At 27.6% G+C, this 25774-nt stretch carries 41 protein-coding genes and 1 tRNA gene; 40 read left to right on the top strand and 2 right to left on the bottom strand.

Annotated features, from left to right (window positions below; genetic code table 11):
- Nucleotides 1–87 precede the first annotated feature (87 nt).
- Nucleotides 88–624 (top strand): single-stranded DNA-binding protein, encoded by a 537-nt coding sequence (gene ssb, locus APCICONF2801_RS01865; protein ID WP_075432303.1) that lies wholly within the window; start codon nucleotides 88–90, stop codon nucleotides 622–624.
- A 31-nt stretch (nucleotides 625–655) separates the two neighbouring features.
- On the opposite strand, the gene APCICONF2801_RS01860 is transcribed toward ssb, so the two are convergent.
- Nucleotides 656–1429, bottom strand: a complete 774-nt coding sequence (locus APCICONF2801_RS01860; RefSeq protein ID WP_075432442.1) for an alpha/beta fold hydrolase — start codon at nucleotides 1427–1429, stop codon at nucleotides 656–658.
- Nucleotides 1430–1573: 144 nt separating this feature from the next.
- Between APCICONF2801_RS01860 and APCICONF2801_RS01855 the strand changes: the two genes are divergently transcribed.
- Complete coding sequence (locus APCICONF2801_RS01855) at nucleotides 1574–2155, top strand: NfuA family Fe-S biogenesis protein (protein ID WP_075432300.1); 582 nt, start codon at nucleotides 1574–1576, stop codon at nucleotides 2153–2155.
- A 158-nt stretch (nucleotides 2156–2313) separates the two neighbouring features.
- Here APCICONF2801_RS01855 and APCICONF2801_RS01850 read toward each other — a convergent pair.
- Nucleotides 2314–2400: transfer RNA gene (locus tag APCICONF2801_RS01850), tRNA-Ser, on the bottom strand.
- A 294-nt stretch (nucleotides 2401–2694) separates the two neighbouring features.
- Here APCICONF2801_RS01850 and aroK point away from each other — a divergent pair.
- From aroK to APCICONF2801_RS01660, 38 genes are all read left to right on the top strand, one after another.
- A complete protein-coding gene (gene aroK, locus APCICONF2801_RS01845) occupies nucleotides 2695–3237 on the top strand; it encodes a shikimate kinase AroK (protein ID WP_075432297.1) in 543 nt (180 codons plus the stop codon).
- Nucleotides 3238–3272: 35 nt separating this feature from the next.
- Nucleotides 3273–4379 carry a 3-dehydroquinate synthase gene (gene aroB, locus APCICONF2801_RS01840; protein WP_075432294.1) on the top strand — a complete coding sequence of 369 codons (1107 nt, stop codon included), beginning with the start codon at nucleotides 3273–3275 and terminating at the stop codon, nucleotides 4377–4379.
- 107 nt (nucleotides 4380–4486) lie between these two features.
- Nucleotides 4487–5158, top strand: coding sequence for a ribulose-phosphate 3-epimerase (rpe, locus tag APCICONF2801_RS01835; protein ID WP_075432291.1), 672 nt, complete (start codon nucleotides 4487–4489; stop codon nucleotides 5156–5158).
- Between the two features lie 92 nt (nucleotides 5159–5250).
- The gene (gene trpS / locus APCICONF2801_RS01830) at nucleotides 5251–6252 is read left to right on the top strand and encodes a tryptophan--tRNA ligase (RefSeq protein ID WP_075432439.1); all 1002 of its coding nucleotides are present in this window, start codon (nucleotides 5251–5253) and stop codon (nucleotides 6250–6252) included.
- Between the two features lie 450 nt (nucleotides 6253–6702).
- Complete coding sequence (gene tusD / locus APCICONF2801_RS01825) at nucleotides 6703–7089, top strand: sulfurtransferase complex subunit TusD (protein ID WP_075432288.1); 387 nt, start codon at nucleotides 6703–6705, stop codon at nucleotides 7087–7089.
- A 21-nt stretch (nucleotides 7090–7110) separates the two neighbouring features.
- Nucleotides 7111–7374, top strand: a complete 264-nt coding sequence (gene tusC, locus APCICONF2801_RS01820; RefSeq protein ID WP_154021609.1) for a sulfurtransferase complex subunit TusC — start codon at nucleotides 7111–7113, stop codon at nucleotides 7372–7374.
- Nucleotides 7375–7474: 100 nt separating this feature from the next.
- Entirely contained in the window at nucleotides 7475–7762 is a 288-nt protein-coding gene (tusB, locus tag APCICONF2801_RS01815) for a sulfurtransferase complex subunit TusB (protein WP_075432285.1), read from the top strand.
- Nucleotides 7763–7863: 101 nt separating this feature from the next.
- On the top strand, nucleotides 7864–8238 hold the full coding sequence (gene rpsL, locus APCICONF2801_RS01810) for a 30S ribosomal protein S12 (protein ID WP_075432282.1): 375 nt from the start codon (nucleotides 7864–7866) through the stop codon (nucleotides 8236–8238).
- A 24-nt stretch (nucleotides 8239–8262) separates the two neighbouring features.
- A complete protein-coding gene (gene rpsG, locus APCICONF2801_RS01805; protein WP_075432279.1) occupies nucleotides 8263–8733 on the top strand; it encodes a 30S ribosomal protein S7 in 471 nt (156 codons plus the stop codon).
- Between the two features lie 110 nt (nucleotides 8734–8843).
- A complete protein-coding gene (gene fusA / locus APCICONF2801_RS01800) occupies nucleotides 8844–10955 on the top strand; it encodes an elongation factor G (RefSeq protein ID WP_075432276.1) in 2112 nt (703 codons plus the stop codon).
- Nucleotides 10956–11008: 53 nt separating this feature from the next.
- The gene (gene tuf, locus APCICONF2801_RS01795; protein ID WP_075432275.1) at nucleotides 11009–12193 is read left to right on the top strand and encodes an elongation factor Tu; all 1185 of its coding nucleotides are present in this window, start codon (nucleotides 11009–11011) and stop codon (nucleotides 12191–12193) included.
- 228 nt (nucleotides 12194–12421) lie between these two features.
- Complete coding sequence (gene rpsJ / locus APCICONF2801_RS01790) at nucleotides 12422–12736, top strand: 30S ribosomal protein S10 (RefSeq protein WP_075432272.1); 315 nt, start codon at nucleotides 12422–12424, stop codon at nucleotides 12734–12736.
- 48 nt (nucleotides 12737–12784) lie between these two features.
- A complete protein-coding gene (rplC, locus tag APCICONF2801_RS01785; protein ID WP_075432269.1) occupies nucleotides 12785–13426 on the top strand; it encodes a 50S ribosomal protein L3 in 642 nt (213 codons plus the stop codon).
- A gap of 7 nt (nucleotides 13427–13433) precedes the next feature.
- Nucleotides 13434–14039, top strand: a complete 606-nt coding sequence (gene rplD / locus APCICONF2801_RS01780) for a 50S ribosomal protein L4 (protein ID WP_075432266.1) — start codon at nucleotides 13434–13436, stop codon at nucleotides 14037–14039.
- On the top strand, nucleotides 14036–14338 hold the full coding sequence (rplW, locus tag APCICONF2801_RS01775) for a 50S ribosomal protein L23 (protein WP_075432263.1): 303 nt from the start codon (nucleotides 14036–14038) through the stop codon (nucleotides 14336–14338). Before rplD ends, rplW begins: the two co-directional genes overlap by 4 nt.
- A 16-nt stretch (nucleotides 14339–14354) precedes the next feature.
- On the top strand, nucleotides 14355–15176 hold the full coding sequence (gene rplB / locus APCICONF2801_RS01770) for a 50S ribosomal protein L2 (protein WP_075432260.1): 822 nt from the start codon (nucleotides 14355–14357) through the stop codon (nucleotides 15174–15176).
- A gap of 14 nt (nucleotides 15177–15190) precedes the next feature.
- Nucleotides 15191–15475, top strand: a complete 285-nt coding sequence (gene rpsS / locus APCICONF2801_RS01765; protein WP_075432257.1) for a 30S ribosomal protein S19 — start codon at nucleotides 15191–15193, stop codon at nucleotides 15473–15475.
- Nucleotides 15476–15500: 25 nt separating this feature from the next.
- Nucleotides 15501–15851 carry a 50S ribosomal protein L22 gene (gene rplV / locus APCICONF2801_RS01760; protein WP_075432255.1) on the top strand — a complete coding sequence of 117 codons (351 nt, stop codon included), beginning with the start codon at nucleotides 15501–15503 and terminating at the stop codon, nucleotides 15849–15851.
- A 2-nt stretch (nucleotides 15852–15853) separates the two neighbouring features.
- Nucleotides 15854–16561, top strand: coding sequence for a 30S ribosomal protein S3 (rpsC, locus tag APCICONF2801_RS01755; RefSeq protein WP_075432253.1), 708 nt, complete (start codon nucleotides 15854–15856; stop codon nucleotides 16559–16561).
- Nucleotides 16562–16570: 9 nt separating this feature from the next.
- Nucleotides 16571–16981, top strand: a complete 411-nt coding sequence (gene rplP / locus APCICONF2801_RS01750) for a 50S ribosomal protein L16 (RefSeq protein WP_075432251.1) — start codon at nucleotides 16571–16573, stop codon at nucleotides 16979–16981.
- Nucleotides 16982–16984: 3 nt separating this feature from the next.
- Nucleotides 16985–17173 carry a 50S ribosomal protein L29 gene (gene rpmC, locus APCICONF2801_RS01745; RefSeq protein ID WP_075432249.1) on the top strand — a complete coding sequence of 63 codons (189 nt, stop codon included), beginning with the start codon at nucleotides 16985–16987 and terminating at the stop codon, nucleotides 17171–17173.
- The gene (gene rpsQ, locus APCICONF2801_RS01740) at nucleotides 17170–17424 is read left to right on the top strand and encodes a 30S ribosomal protein S17 (protein WP_075432247.1); all 255 of its coding nucleotides are present in this window, start codon (nucleotides 17170–17172) and stop codon (nucleotides 17422–17424) included. The genes rpmC and rpsQ overlap by 4 nt, the downstream gene beginning before the upstream one ends.
- Nucleotides 17425–17556: 132 nt before the next feature.
- The gene (gene rplN, locus APCICONF2801_RS01735) at nucleotides 17557–17928 is read left to right on the top strand and encodes a 50S ribosomal protein L14 (RefSeq protein WP_075432245.1); all 372 of its coding nucleotides are present in this window, start codon (nucleotides 17557–17559) and stop codon (nucleotides 17926–17928) included.
- 16 nt (nucleotides 17929–17944) lie between these two features.
- On the top strand, nucleotides 17945–18259 hold the full coding sequence (gene rplX, locus APCICONF2801_RS01730; protein WP_075432244.1) for a 50S ribosomal protein L24: 315 nt from the start codon (nucleotides 17945–17947) through the stop codon (nucleotides 18257–18259).
- Nucleotides 18260–18284: 25 nt separating this feature from the next.
- On the top strand, nucleotides 18285–18824 hold the full coding sequence (rplE, locus tag APCICONF2801_RS01725; RefSeq protein WP_075432436.1) for a 50S ribosomal protein L5: 540 nt from the start codon (nucleotides 18285–18287) through the stop codon (nucleotides 18822–18824).
- Nucleotides 18825–18869: 45 nt separating this feature from the next.
- Nucleotides 18870–19175 carry a 30S ribosomal protein S14 gene (gene rpsN / locus APCICONF2801_RS01720; protein WP_075432242.1) on the top strand — a complete coding sequence of 102 codons (306 nt, stop codon included), beginning with the start codon at nucleotides 18870–18872 and terminating at the stop codon, nucleotides 19173–19175.
- 49 nt (nucleotides 19176–19224) lie between these two features.
- Nucleotides 19225–19617, top strand: a complete 393-nt coding sequence (rpsH, locus tag APCICONF2801_RS01715) for a 30S ribosomal protein S8 (RefSeq protein ID WP_075432240.1) — start codon at nucleotides 19225–19227, stop codon at nucleotides 19615–19617.
- Nucleotides 19618–19642: 25 nt separating this feature from the next.
- On the top strand, nucleotides 19643–20185 hold the full coding sequence (rplF, locus tag APCICONF2801_RS01710) for a 50S ribosomal protein L6 (RefSeq protein WP_075432238.1): 543 nt from the start codon (nucleotides 19643–19645) through the stop codon (nucleotides 20183–20185).
- Nucleotide 20186: 1 nt separating this feature from the next.
- Nucleotides 20187–20555 (top strand): 50S ribosomal protein L18, encoded by a 369-nt coding sequence (gene rplR, locus APCICONF2801_RS01705; protein ID WP_075432433.1) that lies wholly within the window; start codon nucleotides 20187–20189, stop codon nucleotides 20553–20555.
- A 17-nt stretch (nucleotides 20556–20572) separates the two neighbouring features.
- Complete coding sequence (gene rpsE, locus APCICONF2801_RS01700; RefSeq protein WP_075432237.1) at nucleotides 20573–21073, top strand: 30S ribosomal protein S5; 501 nt, start codon at nucleotides 20573–20575, stop codon at nucleotides 21071–21073.
- 15 nt (nucleotides 21074–21088) lie between these two features.
- Nucleotides 21089–21283 (top strand): 50S ribosomal protein L30, encoded by a 195-nt coding sequence (gene rpmD / locus APCICONF2801_RS01695; protein WP_075432234.1) that lies wholly within the window; start codon nucleotides 21089–21091, stop codon nucleotides 21281–21283.
- Entirely contained in the window at nucleotides 21274–21708 is a 435-nt protein-coding gene (gene rplO / locus APCICONF2801_RS01690) for a 50S ribosomal protein L15 (RefSeq protein WP_075432431.1), read from the top strand. Before rpmD ends, rplO begins: the two co-directional genes overlap by 10 nt.
- A 46-nt stretch (nucleotides 21709–21754) precedes the next feature.
- On the top strand, nucleotides 21755–23050 hold the full coding sequence (gene secY, locus APCICONF2801_RS01685; RefSeq protein WP_075432142.1) for a preprotein translocase subunit SecY: 1296 nt from the start codon (nucleotides 21755–21757) through the stop codon (nucleotides 23048–23050).
- Between the two features lie 30 nt (nucleotides 23051–23080).
- Nucleotides 23081–23197: a 50S ribosomal protein L36 gene (gene rpmJ, locus APCICONF2801_RS01680; RefSeq protein ID WP_075432140.1), complete on the top strand. Its 117-nt coding sequence runs from the start codon at nucleotides 23081–23083 to the stop codon at nucleotides 23195–23197.
- A 119-nt stretch (nucleotides 23198–23316) separates the two neighbouring features.
- Entirely contained in the window at nucleotides 23317–23673 is a 357-nt protein-coding gene (gene rpsM / locus APCICONF2801_RS01675; RefSeq protein WP_075432137.1) for a 30S ribosomal protein S13, read from the top strand.
- Nucleotides 23674–23700: 27 nt separating this feature from the next.
- On the top strand, nucleotides 23701–24093 hold the full coding sequence (rpsK, locus tag APCICONF2801_RS01670; protein ID WP_075432134.1) for a 30S ribosomal protein S11: 393 nt from the start codon (nucleotides 23701–23703) through the stop codon (nucleotides 24091–24093).
- A 32-nt stretch (nucleotides 24094–24125) separates the two neighbouring features.
- Nucleotides 24126–24746, top strand: a complete 621-nt coding sequence (gene rpsD, locus APCICONF2801_RS01665; RefSeq protein ID WP_075432131.1) for a 30S ribosomal protein S4 — start codon at nucleotides 24126–24128, stop codon at nucleotides 24744–24746.
- Between the two features lie 29 nt (nucleotides 24747–24775).
- Nucleotides 24776–25765: a DNA-directed RNA polymerase subunit alpha gene (locus APCICONF2801_RS01660; RefSeq protein ID WP_075432128.1), complete on the top strand. Its 990-nt coding sequence runs from the start codon at nucleotides 24776–24778 to the stop codon at nucleotides 25763–25765.
- Nucleotides 25766–25774: the final 9 nt, after the last annotated feature.

The raw sequence follows: 25774 nt of genomic DNA, 5'->3' as shown, positions 1-25774 counted from the left end.
TGTTTTAAATATATAAAGATATATTTTTTTTATTTTTTTAAATAAGTATATATTTGTAATACTATAAAATTAGGTTAAAAGATATTTATGGCTAGCAAAGGTGTTAATAAAGCTATTTTAATTGGTAATTTAGGTCAAGATCCAGACTTGCGATATATGCCTAACGGAAGTGCTGTAACTAATATTAATATAGCGACTTCTGATACATGGAAAGATAAAAATACAGGGGAAACACGAGAAAAAACAGAATGGCACCGTGTTGTTTTATTTGGTAAACTAGCTGAAATTGCAGGAAAATATTTAAAAAAAGGCGCACAAATATATATTGAAGGTTCTTTACAAACTCGTAAATGGCAAGATCAAAATGGGATAGACCGTTATACTACCGAAATTATTGTTAGTGTAACTGGTACAATGCAAATGTTAGGCAATCGAAATACTGGAACTTTAAACAATCCTGAAAATATTTCAAAATTTATAAAAAAACCAAATATTAAAGATAATAATCCTTTAGATGATCTTGAATCTTTATCTAACGTTCCTTCTCAAGAAAATAATCAAAAATCTAATTTAGTTAAATCTGCTTCAAAAATAGATTTTGATGATGACGATATGCCATTTTAATTTTTTTGATTAGGTAGTATTAAAATTTTTTTTAATCGATATGGTTAATAAATTGCATAATTATATAGCACAATTCTTTTGGATGTGAAAAGAAAGGCGCGTGTTTTGAATATGGAATAACATAAGAATAATGTTTTTGATATAGATTTTTTAATTTTACATCAATACGTGCAGGTACCATATTATCTAATGATCCATATATTTGTAATAATGGTACTTGTATATTACATATTTTTTTTCTTTGGTCTATTTGGATTAACCATTTTAATCCATATTTTATAGAATTTTTTGTAGGTTTTAAGAAATTTTTTTTAATATTATTAAAATTTAATACGTGAATATTAATTTTTAGTTTGTTTTTTATATGTAATACTTGAAAACTTTTTAAAAAATTTGAATAATTGGTTAAAATTTCTTTTTTTATTTTTTTAAGTGTTACAATTTTTATTCCTAACCAATTTTTTTTTTCAATAAAACATGGTGAAGAAGTGATTAAAATTATTCCTTTTGTACGTTCGGGATACTTTAGCCCTATATCAGTCGCCATTAACCCACCCATAGACCATCCTATCCATATAACTTTTTCTGGTAATTTTTTTAATATTTTTTGAGAAATTTCATTAAAATTTTTAAGTGGTTCTTTAATATTTTTTCCAAATCCAGGAAAATCTATAAAATATATATTATAATAAGGTTTTAATATAGTTAGTATATAGGTCCAGATATTTGAATCTAACCCCCATCCATGAAAAAATACTAAATTTATTTTTTTTTTTATTTTTAATTTATGTTTTATTATGTACATAATAAGTTTTTTTAAAAAAAATTTTCTGAAGATTTTATAAATTATTTTTTTAATCAAAAAAATCAATTTTTTTTTTTATTTCTTGAGATTTTATTCTAATATAGGTAAAATATATAATCAATAACATAATATAAAAAAACTTTTATGATTACTTTTTCGAATTTAGTTCAAAAATATATACATGAATTAATGTTAAAACAAGATGGTTTAGTAGGTATTAGAATTTTTATGAAATTCCCCGGTACTTTTCGAGCTGAATGCGGTATGGAATTTTGTTTTTTAGAAGATATAGATAAAATATCTGATAAAAAAATATCATATAAGTATTTTGATCTCTATATTTGCCGATCTATTTTATTTTTTTTAAGAGATGTAAAGGTTGATTTGATAGAAAATAATTTAGAAAAAAAAATTACATTAAACGCACCTTTTTCAAAATCTTTAAAAGCGCTTAATGAATCTTCTTCTTTAGAAGAAAAAATTCAATATTTTTTAATAGAAGTAATTAATCCTCAATTATCTTTACATGGAGGAAAAGTATTATTTATAAAAATGACTAATTCTGGTTATATTCTTTTAAAATTTATAGGTAGCTGTAATGGATGCTCAATGATTGATATAACTTTGAAAGATGGAATTGAAAAAAAGTTAATGGAAGAATTTCCTCAAATTAAAGGGGTTCAAGATATCACAGATCATCAGCATGGAACTCATTCATATAGTTAAATTTATTAAATAATTGAGATATATAATTCTATCTCTATATCTTAATTTTTCTATAAAATTATTTTATAAATTTTTTTTATGAGTCTTTTTAAGACTGGAATTTTTATAATTTTCTTTAATGATTATAATTATATTAAATATTTATTGAGTTTTAGCAATGGTGAGAAAGGGATTCGAACCCTTGATACGTTTTATCATATACATGCTTTCCAAGCATGCTCTTTCGACCTCTCAGACATCTCACCTTATTTATTTTTTAATGTATTTTATAAACAAAATTATACATTTTTTATTATTTTATTTCAATGTTTAATCCATGAAAAGATATATTCTAGTTATAGAATTATAATAATGGATTAAAGAAATTCATAATATAAATAATCGGGAATGATATATATATTTTATATAATTATTTTTATTTTTTTGCTATATTAATAATATATTTGATCTTTTTTTATATTTAATAAGTTCATATACGAAATTTTTTTTATTTTTCATAAAAAAATTAATTATTTTTTATTTTTCTTGGATATAAGAGTATGTTTGAAAAAAATATTTTTTTAATTGGTCCTATGGGATCAGGAAAAAGTACAGTTGGTCGTCAGTTAGCTCAGTTTTTAAAAATGGATTTTTATGATTCAGATCAAGAAATTGAAAAAAGAACGGGTGCTAACATAGCGTGGGTTTTTGATATAGAAGGCGAATCAGGATTTCGAAGAAGAGAAAAAAAAGTGATTAGTGACTTAACAAAAAAAAATAAAATTGTTTTATCTACAGGTGGCGGCTCGATTATTTCATTAAGCTCAAGAAATTTTTTAATTACACGAGGGATCATTATTTATTTAAAAACTACAGTTGAAAAACAATTATTACGTACAAAACTAGACAAAAATAGACCTTTATTAACCAATTTATATCAATCTGACAAATATATTTTAGAAAAATTAGCTAATGAAAGAAATCCGATATATCAAAGTATTTCTGAGATTACGATTAATACTGATCACGACAATGTTAAAACAATTGTGTATAAGATTTTAAAAATTTTAAGATTAAAATATGATATTAAAGATATTTTTTAATTTTTTTGATAATTAAATAATAAGGTATTAATACAATGTTAGAAAAAGTTCGCGTTAATTTAAGTAACCGTAGTTATACTATTTATTTGGGTTCGGGATTATTGAAGAAAAATAAAATTCAAAATTTTTTTTTACATGAAAAAAAATATATTTTGATCACGAATAAAAGATTAAAAGACATTATTACACAACATAATGTAGATCATGCTTTTTTTTTGTCAAAAATGAATCAGATATATTTATTAAAAGATGGTGAACATTATAAAAATTTAAAAGAAATAGAATTATTGATTACTTTTTTATTAAAAAATTCATATGGACGCGATGCTACTTTAATTGCTTTAGGTGGTGGTGTAATTGGAGATATGACAGGTTTTTCTGCTTCAATTTATCAGCGCGGCATTAATTTTATACAAATCCCTACCACGTTATTATCTCAAGTTGATGCATCTATTGGTGGAAAAACCGGAGTTAATCATAGTTTAGGGAAAAATTTAATCGGTTCTTTTTGGCAACCATTATCTGTTTTTATTGATATTCAATTTTTATCTTTTTTACCAGAAAAACAGATTCTTTCTGGTATTGCTGAAATAATAAAATATGCAATTATTTTTGATCGAGAATTTTTTAATTGGCTAGAAAAAAATATAAATCTTGTTATTAAATTGAAAAAAGAAGCATTATTATATTGTATAAAAAAATGTTGTGAAATAAAAGCTAAGATTATAGCGAAAGATGAAACTGAAAAAAATGATCGTATTCTCCTTAATTTAGGTCATAGTTTTGCTCATGCCATCGAAACTTATACGAATTATCAGGAATGGTTGCATGGTTATGCGGTTTCAGCAGGAATCGTTCTTGCAGCTTATTTAGCACATTCTTTAGGTTTTTTAGATGATTCAGAGTTATTAAGAATAATTACAATTTTCCATATTGTTGGTTTACCTATTTTAGGACCAAAAAATATGTCTGCAAATGATTACTTATCTTTAATTTCTCGTGATAAAAAAGTATTAAATAATAAAATTCGTTTAGTTTTACCAGTTTCTATTGGAAAGTCGATAGTATATACATTAACTGATAATTCTCAATTAATTACTGCGATTAATAATTGTTATCAAAAAAATTTTTTTGATATTTAAACGATGGAATTTAAAAATTAATGCTTTTAAAAAAGATAAAGAAAAATTTTTTATATTTTTTATTAACTTGATATCTATTTTGATGATATAAAATCACTTGGAGGACCATGAAACAATTTTTGATTTCTGCATCTATATTATCTGCAAATTTTTGTTATCTTGGAGAGGAAATAAATAATGTTTTATCCGCAGGAAGCCGTATGATTCATTTTGATGTAATGGATAATCATTATGTTCCGAATCTTAGTTTAAGTCCTATGATTTTAAGCTCAATACGAAAAAATAATATTCATGTTCCTATAGATGTTCATTTAATGGTTTCGCCAGTGACTGATTCTTTGATACTTTCTTTTGCTAAAGCTGGTGCTACTTATATTACAATTCATCCAGAAACAACAAATCATTTAGATAAAATCTTACGATTAATTAAAAGTTCCGGTTGTTATGTGGGCGTAGCATTAAACCCATCTACTACATTGGATTTTTTAAAGTATATTATTAATGAAATAGATTTAATTTTAGTTATGGCGGTTAATCCTGGTTTTGGAGGTCAAAAATTTTTGCCAGGAACCTTAAAAAAAATAAAAGAAATTTCTAAATTTATTAAACAATACAATAAAAATATTTTAATAGCTGTAGATGGAGGTATTAATTTAGATAATATTTCTAAAATTGTACATATGGGTGCTGATATTGCAATTATTGGATCGTCTATTTTTAATTCTAAAAATTATTCTCAAACCATAAAAGATTTTACTGAAGTGAATATTATCGATTAATATTTTTAATACTTCTTAAGAAAAATTTTTTATCTTTATGATAATATTAATAATATATTAAACCTTTATAAGGTAGTAATAATGTGCAAAAGATTTCTAAAAGTATTTTGTTTACTGGTGTTCAGCCGTCAGGTTTTTTAACTATTGGTAATTATTGCGGTACTATTAATCGTTGGACTGAGTTTCAAAAAAAATATTTATGTTTTTTTTGTATATCTGATCTTCATGCTTTAACTATTTTACCAAAAAAGTCTAAAGAATCTTTAAATAATAGAATTTTAGATACTTTAGCATTATATTTATCTTGCGGTGTAGATCCGAGTAAAAGCATTATTTTTCTGCAATCCAATGTTTATCAGCATACGCAGTTACATTGGATATTAAGTAATTTTAGTTATTTTGGCGAATTATCTAGAATGACGCAATTTAAATATAAAGTTAATTTAAACCAAAATAGCCCAATTAATCTTTCTTTATTTAGTTACCCAATATTAATGGCAGCTGATATTCTTTTATATCAAACGAATTTTGTACCAGTTGGTTTAGATCAAAAACAACATTTAGAGTTAGTAGGTACTATTGCTCGTCGTTTTAATAAAAGATATGGCAATATTTTTACAATTCCTTCTATTATTTTAAATAATGTTGGTTTTAAAATTATGGCATTACAAAATCCTATGAAAAAAATGTCTAAATCTGATAATAATCTTAATAATTCTATCTTTTTATTAGATTCAATAGACTCAATACGTATTAAGTTATATAAATCTCTTACTGATTCTAGCAATCCGCCAGAAGTTAAATATGATCAATATAATAAACCGGGAATTTCTAATTTATTGGTAATTTTATCATCATTAACTGGTAAAAAAATTTCTGATTTGGAGATAGAATTCAATAAATGTACTTATCAATATTTCAAAAAATCTTTATTAGATATTTTGTTAGAAGTGATATTAAAAATTCAAAAATCTTATTTTTTTTTTCGCAAAGACATACATTATTTATATGATATATTACGATTAGGCGCGGAAAATGCGCGGATACATAGCGAAAAAACTTTATGTCAAGTTCAAAATATTTTAAATTCATAAAAATATTAATATATATTTATTTTTTTCTTTTAATTTATTTTTGTATTGATTCTTAAAATTTTTTACATGATTATCATAATATTTTTTATGAAAAATAACTTATTTTTTATGTATTTTTTTGTTTTATGTAGTTTTTTTAGTTTTTTTTATATATCCATGATATATTAAGAAAATATCTTTTTATTAATTTATAAATAAATTACAGATATCATTAGAAATCAAAATTAATTTTACAATATTTTGCTTAATAAAAAATTAGATATACTTTAGATTTAAACTATATTTAGTTAGAGTTTTTAGTAATTTTTTGAAAAATTAAGTTATTAGTTACACAAGAATCTATTTTCTTTTTTTTCTGTTCTTTTTTATTTTTTAGTGATTATGTTTTTTTTATATATACGATTAATAGTCAACATTTTATAAAAAATATGAAAATTTTGGTTTTTTTATATGAAATTTATTATTTTTGTTACAGGCCCACCATATGGAGCTCAAAATTCTAGTACATCATTTTTATTTTCAAAATCATTGTTATCGCAAAACTTTTCTTTAAAAGGTGTATTTTTTTATTTTTCTGCAGTATATAATGCAAATGATATGTTATATCCTACTACAGATGATTTTAATATTATACAATCTTGGGTTTTATTAAAAAAAAAATACAATATAAATCTTTATTTGTGTTCTAGCGCTGCGCATCGGCGAGGAGTGATTGATGATGATACAGCGTTAAAATTAGGCTATTTAAAAGGAAATTTTTCTTCTTATTTTGAATGGTTTAGTTTATATGAATTAGCGTTGTTAACGTGTTCATGTGATCGAATTATACAATTTTAACTCATTAATTAATTTAAATTTATGAAATCGATTGCGTTTATTTTTTCTAATGTACCACATGGAAATAGTATAAGCAAAGAAGGTTTGGATGTTATCTTAGCTTTTTCATTACAAACCGAAAGAATTGGACTCTTTTTTATTGAAGACGGTGTTTTTCAATTATTACCAAATCAATTACCAAAATTTATTTTTTCATTTAATTATATAAAAACGTTTAAATTATTGCTTTTATATGATATTACTGATTTTTTTTTTGTGAAAAATCAATGGAAGAACGTGGTTTAAAGAAATTTGATAATTTTATATTAGATGTGCAATTTTTAAATTTAAAAAAAATTAAAAAAAAAATTAATGATTTTGACATTGTTTTTAAATGGTAATAATTATGTTACATATTTTATTAAATTCACCTTATAAAATATCAATAGATTCTTTATTGTCGTTAAGTTCTCTAAAAGATGATTTAATTTGTATTCAAGATGGGGTTGTTTTAGGAGTATATAATAATAATCTTCTAAAAAAATTTCATACCTTTTTTAAGGTAATTTATTTTTTAAAAAAAGATCTTTATGCTCGCGGTTTATATAGTTTTATTCATAAACCAGATTTAATAATTAATTATAACTATTTTGTACAATTAACAATAAAACATAAAAAAAATATAACATGGTAAAAATTATTTATAAAAGAAAATAATAATATTAACTTAATGATGATTATAACTTTTTTGAGATAATAAATTTTTTTTATTTTTATAATTTTTATGGAGTTTAAATGTCTACTATAAATCAATTAGTTCGAAAATCTCGTACACAAAAAAAAACAAAAAGTAATGTTCCAGCATTATCACGGTGTCCGCAGAAAAGGGGGGTGTGTATCAGGGTGTACACGACAACTCCGAAAAAACCAAATTCTGCATTACGTAAAGTATGTAGAGTGAGACTTACTAATGGTTTTGAAGTTACAGCATATATTGGGGGAGAAGGGCATAATTTACAAGAACATTCAGTGATTTTAATTCGTGGTGGTAGAGTAAAAGATTTGCCTGGAGTAAGATATCATATTGTGAGAGGTTCATTAGATTGTGCTGGAGTGAAAGATCGTAAAAAAAGTCGTTCAAAATATGGAGTAAAAAGATCAAAAACATAAATATTTATGCAAAGAGGAGTTTTTATGCCCCGTCGTCGAATTATTGGTAATCGTAAGATTTTACCAGATCCTAAGTTTTCATCGGAATTATTAGCAAAATTTATTAATATCTTAATGGTGAATGGTAAAAAATCAATTGCAGAAAATATAGTTTATACTGCTTTACAAAATATATCAAAAAAGTTACATAAAAATGAATTAGAAGCATTTGAATTAGCTTTAGATCAAGTAAAACCAGTAATTGAAGTAAAATCGCGTCGCGTTGGAGGTTCAACTTATCAAGTTCCTGTAGAAGTTCGTCCAATACGAAGAAATGCTTTAGCTATGCGTTGGATTGTAGAAGCAGCTCGGAAACGTATAGATCAATCTATGTCTCTTCGCTTAACTAATGAATTATTAGATGCAATTGGAAGTAAAGGAGCGGCAGTAAGGAAAAAAGAAGAAGTACATAAAATGGCAGAAGCAAATAAAGCATTTGCACATTATCGTTGGTAAATAATATTACATATGATCTTATAAATATAAAAGATGCGTTTATATTGATGGATATGGATTATTTTTGCATTGAGTTTAAATTATTTTTTTATTTTATATAGAGGATTTTTATGGCTCGTACAACGCCTATTACTCAATATCGTAATATTGGTATTAGTGCTCATATCGATGCAGGCAAAACAACTACTACAGAACGGATTTTGTTTTATACTGGCGTGAATCATAAAATAGGTGAAGTGCATGATGGTGCTGCAACTATGGACTGGATGGTACAAGAACAAGAACGAGGAATTACTATTACTTCTGCTGCAACTACTGCTTTTTGGTCTGGTATGGCTCAACAATTTTTGCCTCATAGAATTAATATTATAGATACACCCGGTCATGTTGATTTTACAATTGAAGTTGAGCGATCCATGCGTATTTTAGATGGAGTAGTGATGGTTTATTGTGCAGTTGGAGGAGTTCAATCTCAATCGGAAACAGTCTGGAGACAAGCCAATAAATATAAAGTACCAAGAATAGCATTTATTAATAAAATGGATCGTATGGGAGCAAATTTTTTAAAGGTTGTTGAACAGATAAAAATACGATTACATACTATTGCAGTACCGATACAATTATCTATTGGAGAAGAAGAAAATTTTCAAGGTGTAATTGATTTAGTAAAAATGAAAGCAATTCAATGGTATGAACATGATCAAGGAGTAACTTTTAAATATACCGAGATTCCAAGTAATTTATTATCACTTGCAAAAAAATGGCATAAAAATTTAATTGAAGTAGCTGCTGAAGCTAATGACGAATTAATGGAAAAATATTTAGAATCAGAGTTTTTAAATGAAAAAGAAATAAAAAAAGGTTTACGTATACAAGTTTTAGATAATAAAATTACTTTAGTAACATGTGGGTCTGCTTTTAAAAATAAAGGAGTTCAAGCATTATTAGATGCTGTTATAGAATATTTACCGTCTCCGCAAGATGTTAAAGTAATTAAAAGATCTCAAAAGAATAATTGCCTACCTAATATTTTTCGTAATGCAGATGATCAACAACCGTTTTCTGCTTTAGCATTTAAAATTGCATCGGATTCTTTTGTAGGTAACTTAACTTTTTTTCGTGTTTATTCAGGAGTTGTACGTTCTGGTGATATTGTTTTAAATTCTGTTAAATCACATAAAGAAAGATTTGGTCGTATTGTTCAAATGCATGCTAATAAAAGAGAAGAAATTAAAGAAGTACGAGCAGGTGATATAGCGGCAGCGATAGGATTAAAAAATGTTACAACTGGAGATACTTTATGTGATATTCATCATCCAATTATTTTAGAGAAAATGGATTTTCCTGAGCCGGTGATTTCTATTGCAGTAGAACCGAAAACAAAAGCAGATCAAGAGAAAATGGGTATAGCGTTAAATAGATTAGCTAAAGAAGATCCTTCTTTTAGAGTATGGACAGATAGAGAATCTCATCAAACTATTATTGCAGGTATGGGCGAATTACATTTAGAGATTATTGTTGATCGTATGCGACGAGAATTTAATGTAGATGCAAATATTGGACAACCACAAGTATCTTATCGTGAAACTATTCGTAAATTAGTTAAAGGTATTGAAGGAAAGCATATTAAACAATCTGGTGGGCGAGGTCAATATGGTCATGTTGTTATTGATTTATTTCCTTCTTTACCAAAAAATTCTGGTTATGTATTTATAAATGATATTAAAGGTGGCGTAATACCTACGGAATATATTTCCGCAATTGATAAAGGAATTCAAGAACAGTTAAAATCTGGTCCATTAGCTGGCTATCCAGTGGTGGATATAAGCATACGTTTATACTATGGATCTTACCATGATGTTGATTCTTCAGAGTTAGCTTTTAAGTTGGCAGCTTCTTATGCATTTAAATCTGCTTTTAAGTTAGCAAATCCAACTATTTTAGAACCCATTATGAAAGTAGAAATTGAAACTCCTGAAGATTATATGGGTGATGTGATTGGTGATATTAATAGACGTCGCGGTATTATTGAAGGAATGGATGATGATTCCTTAGGAGGTAAAAGTATTAAGGCTTATGTTCCTTTGTCTGAAATGTTTGGTTATGCAACAGATTTAAGATCTCAAACACAAGGTCGAGCATCTTATTCTATGGAATTTTTTAAGTATTCTGAAGCTCCAAGTGTAATTTGTGATAAGATTATATCTTTAAGAAATTCATAGTTTTTTTGATATTTCTTTGAGGTTTATAAAAAATTAAAGAAGGAAATTTAACTGTGTCTAAAAAAAAATTTACTCGTTCAAAACCACATATTAATGTAGGTACTATTGGTCATGTAGATCATGGCAAAACAACATTAACAGCAGCTATTACGACTGTTTTATCTAAAAAGTTTGGTGGACATGCCTGTGCATTTGAACAAATTGATAATGCTCCCGAAGAAAAAGCAAGAGGCATTACTATTAATACATCGCACGTAGAATATGATACTAATGTTAGACACTATGCTCATGTAGATTGTCCGGGTCATGCGGATTATATTAAAAATATGATTACTGGTGCAGCGCAAATGGATGGAGCGATTTTAGTAGTTGCTGCTACAGACGGACCTATGCCACAAACAAGAGAACATATTTTATTAGGTCGACAAGTAGGAGTACCGCATATAATTGTTTTTTTAAATAAATGCGATATGGTGGATGATGAAGAATTATTAGAGTTAGTGGAAATGGAGGTTCGTGATTTATTAACTCAATATGATTTTCCAGGTGATGATATTCCGATTATTCGCGGTTCAGCTTTAAAGGCATTAGAAGGTGAAAAAATCTGGGAAGATAAAATTATTGATCTTGCAGCTGCTTTGGATTCGTATATTCCTGTACCTATTAGAACTATTGATGCACCATTTTTATTACCAATTGAAGATGTTTTTTCTATTTCTGGACGTGGAACCGTAGTTACAGGACGTATAGAACGTGGCATTGTAAAGGTCGGTGAAGAAGTAGAAATAGTGGGGATTCGAGCTACAACTAAAACAATTTGTACTGGTGTGGAAATGTTTCGTAAATTATTAGACGAAGGTCGCGCAGGAGAAAATGTAGGAATTTTGTTAAGAGGCACTAAAAGAGAAGATATTGAGCGAGGACAAGTATTAGCTAAACCTGGAACAATTCATCCTCATATTAAATTCGAGTCAGAAGTATATATTTTATCAAAAGAAGAAGGGGGTCGACATACACCTTTTTTTAAAGGATACCGTCCTCAATTTTATTTTCGTACAACAGATGTGACTGGTTTTATTGAATTACCTGAAGATATTGAAATGGTTATGCCGGGCGATAATATTAAAATGATTGTGACATTAATACATCCAATTGCTATGGCAGATGGATTACGTTTTGCAATTCGAGAAGGCGGTCGTACTGTAGGAGCAGGTGTTGTTGTAAAAGTACTTGAGTAATATTATTGTAAATTTTTTTTATTTATTAATATATCTTGAATACGTCAAGATTGGAGTTCAACAGCTCTTATCTTGACATAAAAATAAATTTTTTGAAGTATTTGATTGCAATAAGAATATTAACACAAATATTTTTTATTAAATATCTTATATTATTTTTTAATTTAAAAAAATTATAGAACATATATATTTTGTATATTTTCTCTTTTTTAGGGAGTTTTTTAGTGTATGTCAAATCAAAGAATCCGGATACGTTTAAAAGCATTTGATCATCGTTTAATAGATCAATCTACCATAGAAATTGTAGATACTGCTAAACGTACAGGGGCACAGGTTAGAGGTCCTATTCCTTTACCAACTCGTAAGGAAAGATTTACTATTTTAGTTTCTCCACATGTAAACAAAGATGCTCGTGATCAATATGAAATTCGTACGCATAAAAGATTGATAGATATTGTACAGCCAACGGAAAAAACAGTTGATGCATTAATGAGATTAGATTTAGCGGCTGGAGTAGATGTACAAATTAGCTTAGGGAAATAGAGAGTTTTATTTCATTTTTATATATTCAATCATAAAGGTATACATGATATGATAGGTTTAGTTGGTAAAAAAATAGGAATGACTCGCATTTTTTTAGATGATGGTATGTCAGTTCCTGTCTCCGTAATTGAAGTTTTAGAAAATATTATAACACAAATTAAATTTTTTCGTACTGATTCTTATAATGCAGTACAAGTAACCACAGGTATGAAAAAAAAAAATCATATCTTAAAACCAGAAAAAGGGCATTTTTTAAAAGCTGGAGTAAATGTTGGTTGTGGATTATGGGAATTTAGGACTAATCATATCGAACGTTATAAAATTAAACAAGTAATTTCTTTAAGTTTATTATCTTCAATAAAAATGGTAGATATAACCGGTTCTTCTAAAGGAAAAGGTTTTTCTGGTACAGTAAAACGTTGGAATTTTCGTATGCAAGATGCTACTCATGGAAATTCTTTATCGCATAGAGCTCCGGGATCAATTGGTCAAAATCAAACTCCGGGTCGTGTTTTTAAAGGGAAAAAAATGTCTGGTCATTTAGGTCATGAGCGTGTGACTATTCAAAATTTAAAAATTATTAAAATAGATCAAGTAAAACATCTTCTTTTAATAAAAGGAGCGATACCTGGATTTAATGGAAATTATGTCATAATTAAACCAGCTGTTAAAAAATATAGTAGGAGTTGATAAAAATATGGAAATAGAAATTCAAGATTTAGAAAAGATGTTAACAATTTCTGATTATGTATTTGGAAAAGCATTTAATGAACCTTTAATTCATCAAGTAGTAAACTCCTATTTATCTAGTCGACGACAAGGTAGCAAATCTCAAAAAAGTAGAGCGGAGGTATCGGGATCTGGAAAAAAACCATGGCGACAAAAAGGAACCGGACGAGCACGAGCAGGGTCTTTTAGAAGTCCTATATGGCGGTCTGGAGGTGTAACCTTTGCTTCTAAACCAAAAGATTATACACAGAAAATTAATAGAAAAATGTATCGCGGAGCAATAAAAAGTATTTTTTCTGAATTAATTCGGCAAAATCGTTTATTAATTTTTAATAAATTCGATATAGAGTTACCAAAAACAAAAATTTTATTAGATTTTTTAAAATCTTTAAAAATTAATAATGCATTAATTATTACACATCATATAGATAAAAATTTATTATATGCTTCAAAAAATCTATATAAAATAGATGTTGTACATATTTCTAAAATTAATCCATTAAAATTAATTTCTTATCATAATTTTATTATTACCGCTTTAGCTATTAAAAAAATTGAGGAGTTATTTTTATGATTGCTGAAGAACGATTATTAAGTGTATTAGTCTCACCACATGTATCAGAAAAAACTTCAATAAGTGTACAAAAAAATAACACAGTCATTTTAAAGGTTTTAAAAAATGCGACAAAATTTGAAATAAAAATTGCGATTGAAAAATTATTTCAAGTTTCTGTTAAAAAAGTTAATTCTATGTTAGTGAAAGGAAAAAAAAAACGTAAAAATAATAAAGTGGTTAAAGGTCATAATTGGAAAAAAGCATATATTATTTTAAAATCAGGACAAGATTTAAATTTTTTAGGCCATAAAGAATAATTATAAAGGAGTATTTATGACAATTATACGTTGCAAACCTACTTCTCCAGGGAGACGTCATGTTATTAAGGTAGTATGTAAAAATTTATTTAAAGGTAAAGCATATAGTCCTTTATTACAAAAAAAAAATAAAACAGGAGGTAGAAATAATCATGGCCGAATTACTACTCGACATATAGGTGGAGGTCATAAAAAATTATATCGTATATTAGATTTTAAAAGAAAAAAAGATGGAATTAGTGCAATTGTAAAAACTATAGAGTACGACCCTAATCGATCTGCAAATATTGTTTTGTTATTATATAAAGACGGTAGTAGAAGTTATATTTTAGAACCTAAAGGCATTAAAATAGGAGATCAAATACAATCTGGATCGAAAGCTGTTATTAATATAGGTAATGCATTACCTCTTAAAAATATTCCTATAGGTACTGTGATTCATAATATAGAAATGAAACGAGGTAAAGGTGGTCAAATTGCTCGTTCAGCTGGAAGTCATGCACAACTTTTATCTCGGGATATTAGATATGCCACAATACGATTAAGATCTGGAGAATTACGAAAAGTACATATAGAATGTCGAGCAACAATCGGTGAAGTAGGCAATTCTGAACATATGTTACGTGTTTTAGGAAAAGCTGGTGCGTCACGTCGATGCGGTATTCGTCCAACTGTACGCGGAACTGCTATGAATCCTGTTGATCATCCTCATGGTGGTGGTGAAGGTAGAAATTTTGGTAAACATCCGGTTAGTCCTTGGGGTTTAAAAACAAAAGGTTATAAAACAAGAAAAAATAAACGGACTGAGAGATTTATTGTACGTCGTCGAATTAAATAATAGGAAAAAGATATATGCCGCGTTCCCTTAAAAAAGGCCCTTTTATAGATTTTCATTTATTTGAAAAAGTTCAAAGATCTTTAAAGAAGAAAAGTAAAAAATCAATACGGACTTGGTCTAGACGTTCAACTATTTTCCCTGATATGATTGGTTTAACTATATCTGTACATAATGGTCGTCAACATATTCCTGTTTTTATTACAGAAGAAATGGTAGGTCATAAATTAGGAGAATTTGCAATTACTCGCACATATCGCGGACATACTGCAGATAAAAAAATTAAAAAAACATTAAAGTAAATTATTAGAGAGGATTTGATTGCAAATGAATATATGCGCTATACATAAACAAGCGCGTTCTTCTGCGCAAAAGATACGATTAGTTGCAAATCTTATTCGAGGAAAACGTGTCTTATTAGCTAAGAAAATTTTATCAACAGTTAATAAAAAAGCAGCTAATTTAGTTTCAAAAGTTTTAAAATCTGCTATATCGAATGCAAGTAATAATTATGGATTTAAAAAAGAATTTTTAGTTGTTTCTAAAATTTTTATAAATAGTGGTCCTGTGATGAAGCGGATGATGCCAAGAGCAAAAGGTCGTGCAGATAGAATTTTAAAACGAACTAGTCATATTACAATTATATTATCTGATATTGCTATACATTCCGGAGAATAATAATGGGTCAAAAAGTACATCCAAATGGGATGAGATTAGGAATTATTAAATCTTGGGATTCCATATGGTTCGCAAGTAAAAAAGAATTTCCAAATTATTTGGATAGTGATTTTCAGGTGCGTTCTTTTTTAACAAAAACATTAATTAAAGCGTCTATATCAAGAATTGTTATTGAGCGGCCATCTAAAAGTATTAGAATTACTATATATACTGCGCGTCCTGGAATTGTTATTGGACGAAAAGGAGAAGATGTAGAAAAGCTTAGAGTAAAAATTTTTAAAATCGCTCAAGTTCCGGTACAGATTAATATTTCAGAAATACGTAAACCTGAATTAGATGCAAAATTAGTTGCTAATAATATTGCATCACAATTAGAAAGAAGAATTATGTTTCGTCGAGCAATGAAACGTTCTGTTCAAAGTGCAATGCGTCAAGGTGCTGAAGGGATTAAAGTAGAAGTTAGTGGACGCTTAGGAGGAGTAGAAATTGCTCGTCGAGAATGGTATCGTGAAGGTCGAGTACCGTTACATACCTTGAGGGCTGATATTGAATATAGTACAGCTGAAGCTCATACGACGTATGGCGTGATTGGTGTCAAGGTTTGGATTTATAAAGGTGAAATTTTAGGGGGCATGATACTTGCCAAAAAGGAAATATCACCGCCTGTTCCTACAAAGAAATTTTCTCGCAAATATCGTAAACAAATGTAGGAGTAATGAATGTTACAGCCTAAACGTACTAAATTTCGTAAAATGCATAAAGGTAAAAATCGAGGTTTATCTATTGGAAATGCTATTCATTTTGGATGTTTTGGTTTACAAGCTATAGAAAGGGGCAGATTAACAGCTCGTCAAATTGAAGCAGCGCGTCGTACGATTACAAGGTCGATAAAACGTCAAGGTAAAGTTTGGATTCGCATTTTTCCGGATAAGCCGATTACTCAAAAACCATTAGAAGTACGAATGGGAAAAGGTAAAGGAAATGTTGAATATTGGGTTGCTTTAATTCAACCAGGAAAAATTTTATATGAAATTAATGGTATATCTGAAGCTGAATCTCGTATTGCATTTAAATTAGCTGCATCAAAATTACCTATTAAAACTACTTTTATATTAAAAACGGTTATGTAATGTATGAAAAAATTAGATGAAAAAGATACTTTAGAATTGAATCAATTGTTAGTTAGGTTATTAAAAGAAAAATTAAATTTACGTTTACAACTTTCTTCGGGCAAGTTAAAGAAATTTCATTTAATAAAACAAGTTAAATGTAATATTGCACGTATAAAAACTGTATTAACACATCGGATAAAAGTTATATGATTAAAAAAAAGAATATTTTACAGGGATATGTGACTAGTAATAAAATGAAAAAATCTATAGTAGTCAAAATAAATCGTCGAATAAAACATCCTATATATAAAAAATTTATTAATAAACAGACAAAATTACACGTACATGATGAAAAAAATTTTTGTTCTCTTGGGGATTTAGTTGAAATTTGTGAATGCCGTCCAAGATCTAAAACTAAAACGTGGATATTAGTCCGTATATTAAAAAAATCAATACATTAAAGTATAATTTAATATTCAGGAGACATGAATAGTTTAATAAAAAATATCATGTCTTCGTTGTTATTTTTATAATTTATTTATTTTTTTTAATTATATATATAACGAAATATAACTTTAATAAAGAGGTTTATTATGATTCAAGTGCAAACAATTTTATATATTGCGGATAATTCTGGTGCAAAATTAGCTATGTGTATAAAAGTATTAGGAGGTTCACGTCGTCGATATGCTAATATTGGTGATATAATTAAGGTGGCGATTAAAGATGCTATTCCTCGTAGTAAAGTGAAAAAAGGCGATGTTATGAAGGCTGTTGTGGTACGTACTAAAAAAGGAATTAGTCGTTCTGATGGTTCTACAATTCGATTTGATAAAAATGCTTGTGTTATTTTAAATGATAGTACGGGACAACCAATAGGAACTCGTATTTTCGGTCCAGTTACTAGAGAATTACGTAATGAATCTTTTATGAAGATTATATCTTTAGCTCCTGAGGTATTATAAAAAATAAGGTAAAAATATGTCTGCTAAAATACGTAAAAATGATTTAGTGATAGTTTTAACGGGAAGAGATAAAGGAAAAACTGGAATTGTAAAGTATATTTATCCTGTTATTAATAAAGCAATTGTTGAAAATATTAATATGGTAAAAAAACATCAAAAATCGGCGCCTTCAAAACAAAAAAAAAGCGGTATAATAAATAAAGAATCTTTGATTGATATTTCTAATTTAGCTTTTTTTAATAAAAAAAATAATAAAAAAGAAAAAATTAAATTTCTTTGGATCAATAATAAGAAAGTGCGCGTCTTTAAATCAAATAATCAAATTATTTAAAAATTAGGAGTTTTTTGTAATGTTAATCGCACGATTAAAGTCTTATTATATTATTAATGTTATTCCTATGTTAATGGAGAAATTTCATTATACAACAGTGATGGAAGTTCCGCAAATTAAAAAAATAACATTAAATATGGGTCTTGGAAAATCTATTGCAGATAAAAAGGTATTAAATAATGCTATTAATGATTTAATGTTAATTTCTGGTCAAAAACCTATTGTTACCTTAGCAAAAAAATCGATTGCGAATTTTAAAATTCGGCAAGGATATCCTATTGGATGTAAAGTCACATTAAGAGGAAATAGAAAGTGGGATTTTTTTGATAAGTTAATAACTATAGCTATCCCTCGAATTCGTGATTTTCGAGGTATGCCTCTTCGTTCATTTGATGGACGCGGAAATTATAGTTTAGGTATACGTGAACAAATTATTTTTCCTGAAATTAATTATGATAAAATTGATAATATAAGAGGAATGGATATTACATTAACTATGAAAGCTCGATCAGATATAGAAGGAAGAGCATTATTATCAGCGTTTAATTTTCCTTTTCGAAAATAAAAAAATATATTTATTTAATAGAATAAAACATAAGAGATTAAAAAAATGGCTAAACAATCTATGAAAGCGCGTGAAATAAAACGTATTAAATTAGCTGCAAAATTTCATATATTACGATGTCAATTAAAAAAAATTATAATAGATTGTCAAGCTTTAGAAAAAGATCGATGGAATGCCATGTTAAAATTACAGACTTTACCGAGAGATTCTAGTCCATCAAGACAACGTAATCGTTGTAGACAAACTGGGCGTCCTCATGCATTTTTAAGAAAATTTGGTTTAAGTCGCATGAAATTAAGAGAATCGGCGATGAGAGGAGAAATACCAGGATTAACGAAAGCTAGTTGGTAATAGTCTATCAAAAAATATTATTTTATTTATAGAAGTGAGAAAAATCTTTATGAGCATTCAAGATCCCATAGCAGACATGATTACATATATTCGTAATGGACAATTAGCAAATAAAATATCTGTTATAGTTCCTTTTTCTAAGTTAAAAAAAAATATTGTTCAAGTTTTAAAACGTGAAGGATATATTTTAAATTATCATGTGTATAAAAAAACACATTTATTATTAGAAATAATATTAAAATATTTTCAAGGAAAACCAGTAATTGAAAATATTTCGCGTATTAGTCGGCCAGGTTTAAGGCAATATCGAAAAAAAGTTAATTTACCATTTATTATGCAAGGATTAGGTATTGCTATTATTTCTACATCATGCGGTATTTTAACGGATCGTGTTGCGCGTATGAAAAATTTAGGTGGAGAAGTAATTTGTTGCGTAGAATAAAATAAATTATTTGGAGATTTAGAATATGTCTAGAGTTGCAAAATTACCTATTACTATACCTGATGCTATATCAGTATCTTTAAATGATATACCTGTAATTATTATTACAGGTCATTTAGGATTATTAAAATATCGCATTCATAAATGTATTAAAATAAAACGTAAAAAAAATATTTTATCGGTGCATCATAATCATTTGTCAGAATCGTATGGTTGGATGCAAGCTGGTACATGTCGCTCTATTTTACAGAATATGATTTTTGGAGTTACCTATGGTTATACCAAAAAATTAAAATTATTTGGTGTAGGATATCGTGTAATTTTAGAAGAAAATAATATCTTAAAATTATTTCTTGGTTTTTCGCATCCTATTCAATATTCTATTCCAAAATATATTAAAGTTACCTTGCCATCAAATAATGAAATTTGTTTAGTTGGCGCAGATAAACAATTAGTAGGACAAGTAGCAGCTAATATACGATCGTATCGTATTCCAGAGCCATATAAAGGTAAAGGAATACGTTATTTGAATGAAAAAATATCTATTAAAGAGGCAAAAAAGAAGTAATATGAAAGGTCAAATTAATAAAAATACTTCACGTATACGACGTTATATGAAATTACGAAAAAATATTCAGTTAAGATCTCTCTTTCGTTTAATTATTCATCGAAGTTCAAAACATATATATGCACAAATTATTTCTAATAAAAATGCACAAGTAATAGCGCATGCATCAACCTTAGAGAAAAAGTATTTTGATAAAAAAAAATTATATACAGGTAATAAAACTTCAGCAGGTTTGGTGGGAGAATTAATTGCTCAAAGAGCACTTCAAAAAGGTATTACAAATGTTTCTTTCGATCGTTCTGGTTTTAAATATCATGGTCGCATTCAATCATTGGCAGAATCAGCTCGTTCATTTGGTTTAATATTTTAAGTATAAGGGTTATATATATGAGTTTTGAAAGAAAAGGATTAAATAACGAATTAAAAGAAAAATTAATTTCAGTTAATCGAGTTTCTAAAACCGTAAAAGGAGGAAGAATTTTTTCTTTTACAGCATTAACGGTTGTAGGAAATGGAAAAGGAAGAGTAGGTTTTGGATATGGTAAAGCACGCGAAGTACCATCTGCTATTCAAAAAGCTATGGAACAAGCAAGAAAAAGTATGATTCAAATTCCGTTGTTTAAAAAAACAATACAACATGCTGTAATTGGCATACATACTGGGTCAAGTATTTTTATGAAACCAGCGTCAGCAGGTACAGGAATTATTGCAGGAGGTGCTATGCGTTTTATTTTAGATGTTGTAGGGATACATGATATTTTAGCTAAAATATATGGTTCAACAAATCCTATGAATGTTGTACGGGCTACTATGAATGGACTTAAGAAAATTAGATCTCCAGAGATTATTGCGCGTAAACGAAATAAATCAATTAAATTATTTATATAGAAAGGAGACTAGTATATGAAAAAACTTGTTATTCAACAAATTAAAAGTATTATTGGTCGTCTTCCAAAACATAAAGCTACTATGAGATGTTTAGGTTTACGTTATATTGGAGATATTGTAGTTCGTGAAGATACACCTTCAATTAGAGGTATGATAAAAAAAGTTTGTTATATGATAAAAATAAAAGAAAAGGAAAAAATATGTATTTAAATACATTATCACGTTCATTAAATCATAAAAAATATAAAAAAAGAATTTGTAGAGGGATAGGATCTGGATTTGGAAAAACCGGAGGAAGAGGTCATAAAGGTCAAAAATCTAGAACAGGAGGAAAAATTCGTCGTGGTTTTGAAGGAGGTCAAACGCCATTATATAGAAGAATACCAAAATTTGGATTTGTATCAAAAAAACAAATTATTACTGCTGAAGTAAGATTATCAGAACTTGCAAAAATTAAAGAAAAAACTGAAATTACATTAAATATTTTAAAAAAATTTAATATTATTAAAAAAACAATAAAATTTGTTAAAATTATTCAATCTGGACATCTTTGTTTTCCAGTGGTTATTTCCGGTCTAAAAGTGACAAAGGGAGCGCGTATTAGCATTCAATCTGTAGGTGGTTTTATTAAATAAAAAAATACTATAACTGTAATTATATTGATTTCATAGAAAAAATAAAATGGCAAATACACATAATTTAAAAAATAGAATTTGGTTCTTAATTGGATCTATTTTAATATTTCGAATTGGATCATTTATTCCTATTCCTGGTATAAACATTAGTATATTGCAAAAATTTTTAATACAGAAACATAATTCTATTCTAGAAATATTTAATTTGTTTTCTGGAGGCTCCTTAAATAGAGCATCTATATTTGCTTTAGGTGTGATGCCATATATTTCTGCTTCAATTATAATTCAATTATTAACTGTCGTTTGTACCTCTTTAAAAGAATTAAAAAAAGAAGGTGAATTAGGAAAAAATAAAATTAATCAATATACAAGATTCATCACTTTTTTTTTAGCTTGTGTACAATCTTTTAGTGTAATTATAGGTTTACCTTATATTCCAGGTATGCAAAATATTATAATTCGTTCAGGTTTTGAATTTTATTTTCCTGCGGTAACAAGTTTAGTTACAGGAACAATTTTTTTAATGTGGTTAGGTGAATTAATAACAGAAAAAGGATTAGGAAACGGAATTTCTTTAATTATTTTTTCTGGAATTTTAGCGGGTTTACCAAAATCGATAGCTAATACTATGGAATATATTTTTTTGAATCAATTTAATATATTTAATTGTTTTTTAATTTTGATTACGATGATTTTCATTATTTATTTGGTAGTTGTAATAGAACAAAGTCAACGTAATATTACTGTTTATTATGCTAGACAACAGCAACATCGTAATATATCTTTAAAAAATAGTAATTATTTACCGTTAAAATTAAATATGGCAGGGGTGGTGCCAGTAATTTTTTCATCTAGTATCATTTTCTTTCCGTCAATGATTGCTACGTATTTTTATAATATTTTTCATGAAAAGAAATGGTTTTTTAGTTTCTTTTTTTCTTTACGCCCTAATCATTTTTTATATTTTTTTATATATATTTTTTTAATTATTTTCTTTTGTTTTTTTTATACAGGTTTAATTTTTAATGTTAAAGATGTATCTGAGAATTTAAAAAAATCTGGTGCTTTTTTACCAGGGATACGTCCAGGAATACAAACAGCTAAATATATTAACAAAATTGTATTGCGGTTAACATTAATTGGATCAATATATACAGTTTTAATTTGTTTAACACCAGAAATAATGCGTTATTTTTTACATGTTCCGTTTTATTTTGGCGGTACTTCATTATTAATTGTTGTAGTTGTCATTATAGAATTTATTACTCAAATACAAACATTTATAATGTCTACTCAATATACATCGGTTTTAAAAAAAGCAAGTTTATATTTAAGATCATAAAAATATCTAACAGTTTTTTAGGAGTTTTGCATGAAAGTCCGGGCATCTGTTAAAAAAATATGTCGTGATTGTAAAATTGTGCGACGTAAAAATGTTGTTCGTGTCATTTGTAATAATTATCCAAAACATAAACAAAGACAAGGATAAATTTTTTGTTATTGAACAAAATTTAAAATTATTTTGGTATAGATATTTGATAGATAATAAATTTTTTATATTTAAAAGAATATTAAAATAATATTTTTAATAACTGTGGAGTAAAATAAGTGGCTCGTATTGCTGGAATTAATATTCCTGATCATAAACATTTATTAATTGCATTAACGAATATTTATGGCATTGGTTTATCACGTTCTAAAAAGATTTGTATGGCTATGAATATTTCGCGACATGTTAAAGTGAATTCATTAAATGATCAAGAAATTGAAAAATTACGTTTGATAGTTTTAAAATTTATTGTAGAAGGTGATTTACGTCGTGAAAATAAAATGAGTGTGAAAAGACTAATGGATCTTGGGTGTTATCGAGGATTACGTCATCGAAAACATCTTCCTGTGCGAGGACAAAGAACTAAAACAAATGCACGTACATGTAAAGGCCCGAGAAAATTAATAAAAAAATAAAGAAATATAAGATAGGGTTATCTCATTATGGCAAAAACAAAAGTTACACATTTAAAAAAAAGAGCGAAAAGACAAATAATTGATGGTATCGCGCATATTCATGCATCCTTTAATAACACTATCGTAACAATTACAGATCGTCAAGGTCATACACTAGGTTGGGCGACTTCAGGAGGATCTGGATTCAGAGGATCAAGAAAATCTACACCTTTTGCTGCACAAGTTGCCGCAGAAAGATGCGCTGATCTTGTAAAAGAATATGGTATTAAAAATTTAGAAATTATGGTAAAAGGTCCGGGTCCGGGACGAGAATCTACTATTAGAGCTTTAAATACTGCTGGTTTTCGTATCACCAATATTACAGATATTACTCCAATTCCGCATAATGGTTGTCGTCCACCCAAAAAACGTCGTGTGTAATGATGTTTTAAAATTTTAAAATAAGGCATAATATGGCAAAATATTTAGGACCAAAGTTAAAATTAAGTCGTAGAGAAGGTACTGATTTATTTTTAAAATCTGGGGTTCGTGCTATTGAATCAAAGTGTAAAATAGATAGAGCGCCTGGACAACATGGATCTCGTAAATTACGTTTATCCGAATATGGAATTCAATTAAGAGAAAAACAAAAAGTAAGACGTTTATATGGTCTATTTGAAAAACAGTTTCATAACTATTATAAAAAAGCTGCTAAATTAAAAGGAAATTCAGGAAATAATCTTCTTTCTTTATTAGAGCGTCGTTTGGATAATATTGTATATCGAATTGGATTTGGTGCAACTCGATCTGAATCTCGGCAACTCATTAGCCATAAATCTGTTCTAGTAAATAATAGAATAGTTAATATCCCGTCTTTTCAGGTGTCATTAAATGATAAAATATCAATTTGTGAAAAATCAAAAAATCAAACACGAATTAAAGCGGCTTTAGAATTAATGAAACAACGAGAAAAACCTGATTGGTTAGATATAAATTTTGAGAAATGGGAAGGTTTTTTAAAAAGAATTCCAGTACGTAGTGATATATTATTAGATATTAATGAACATTTAATTATAGAACTGTATTCAAAATAATTTTTATAATTAAGATAGAGAGGAAAAGAATGCAGGATTCTATAATAGAATTTTTGAAACCACGTTTAGTGGATATCCAGCAAATTAGCGTGATGCATTCAAAAATTATCTTAGAACCGTTAGAGCGTGGATTCGGACATACTTTAGGAAATGCTCTACGAAGAATTTTATTATCGTCTATGCCGGGTTGCGCAATAACTGAAGTAGAGATTCATGGAATATTGCATGAATATATGCCTAAAGAAGGTATGAAAGAAGATATCTTAGAGCTTCTTTTAAATTTGAAAGGTGTAGCGATTAAATTATTTAATAAAGATGAAGTTATTTTATTTTTAAAAAAAAGAGGTTTGGGTCCAGTTTTAGCTTCTGATATTAGTGCTGATTCATCAATAGAAATTGTAAATTTAGATCATGTTATTTGTCATTTAACAAGTCCATTAGCGTCTCTCGATATGAGAATGAGGGTGGTTCGTGGTCGCGGTTATGTCACGGCTGGATTAAGAAAAAAAATTTACGATGATAACCGCGCTATTGGAAAATTATTTTTGGATGTTTCCTATAGTCCCATTGAACGAATTGTTTATCATGTTGAAGCGGCGCGCGTTGCTCAACGAACTGATTTAGATAAATTGATTATTGATTTAGAAACTAATGGAACTATTAATCCTGAAGAGGCTATACGAAAAGCTGCAACGATTTTATCAGAGCAATTAGAAGCATTTGTCGATTTAAGAGGGGTGCGCGAGCCTGTTGTTAAAGAAGAGAAACCAGAGTTTGAACCGGTTTTATTGCGTCCCGTTGATGATTTAGAATTAACTGTTAGATCGGCTAACTGCTTAAAAACTGAAAGTATTCATTATATCGGTGATTTAGTACAAAAAATGGAAGTGGATTTATTAAAAACTCCTAATTTGGGAAAAAAATCTTTAACTGAAATAAAAGATGTTTTAGCTTCTCGAGGTTTATCTTTAGGTATGAAGTTAGAAAATTGGCCTCCTGATGCTTTAATAGAACATTAATTATTTCTA

Source organism: Buchnera aphidicola (Cinara confinis) (genome assembly GCF_900128735.1).
In the GTDB taxonomy this organism is placed as follows: domain Bacteria; phylum Pseudomonadota; class Gammaproteobacteria; order Enterobacterales; family Enterobacteriaceae; genus Buchnera_F; species Buchnera_F aphidicola_L.
This window is presented reverse-complemented; position numbering and strand designations above follow the sequence as displayed.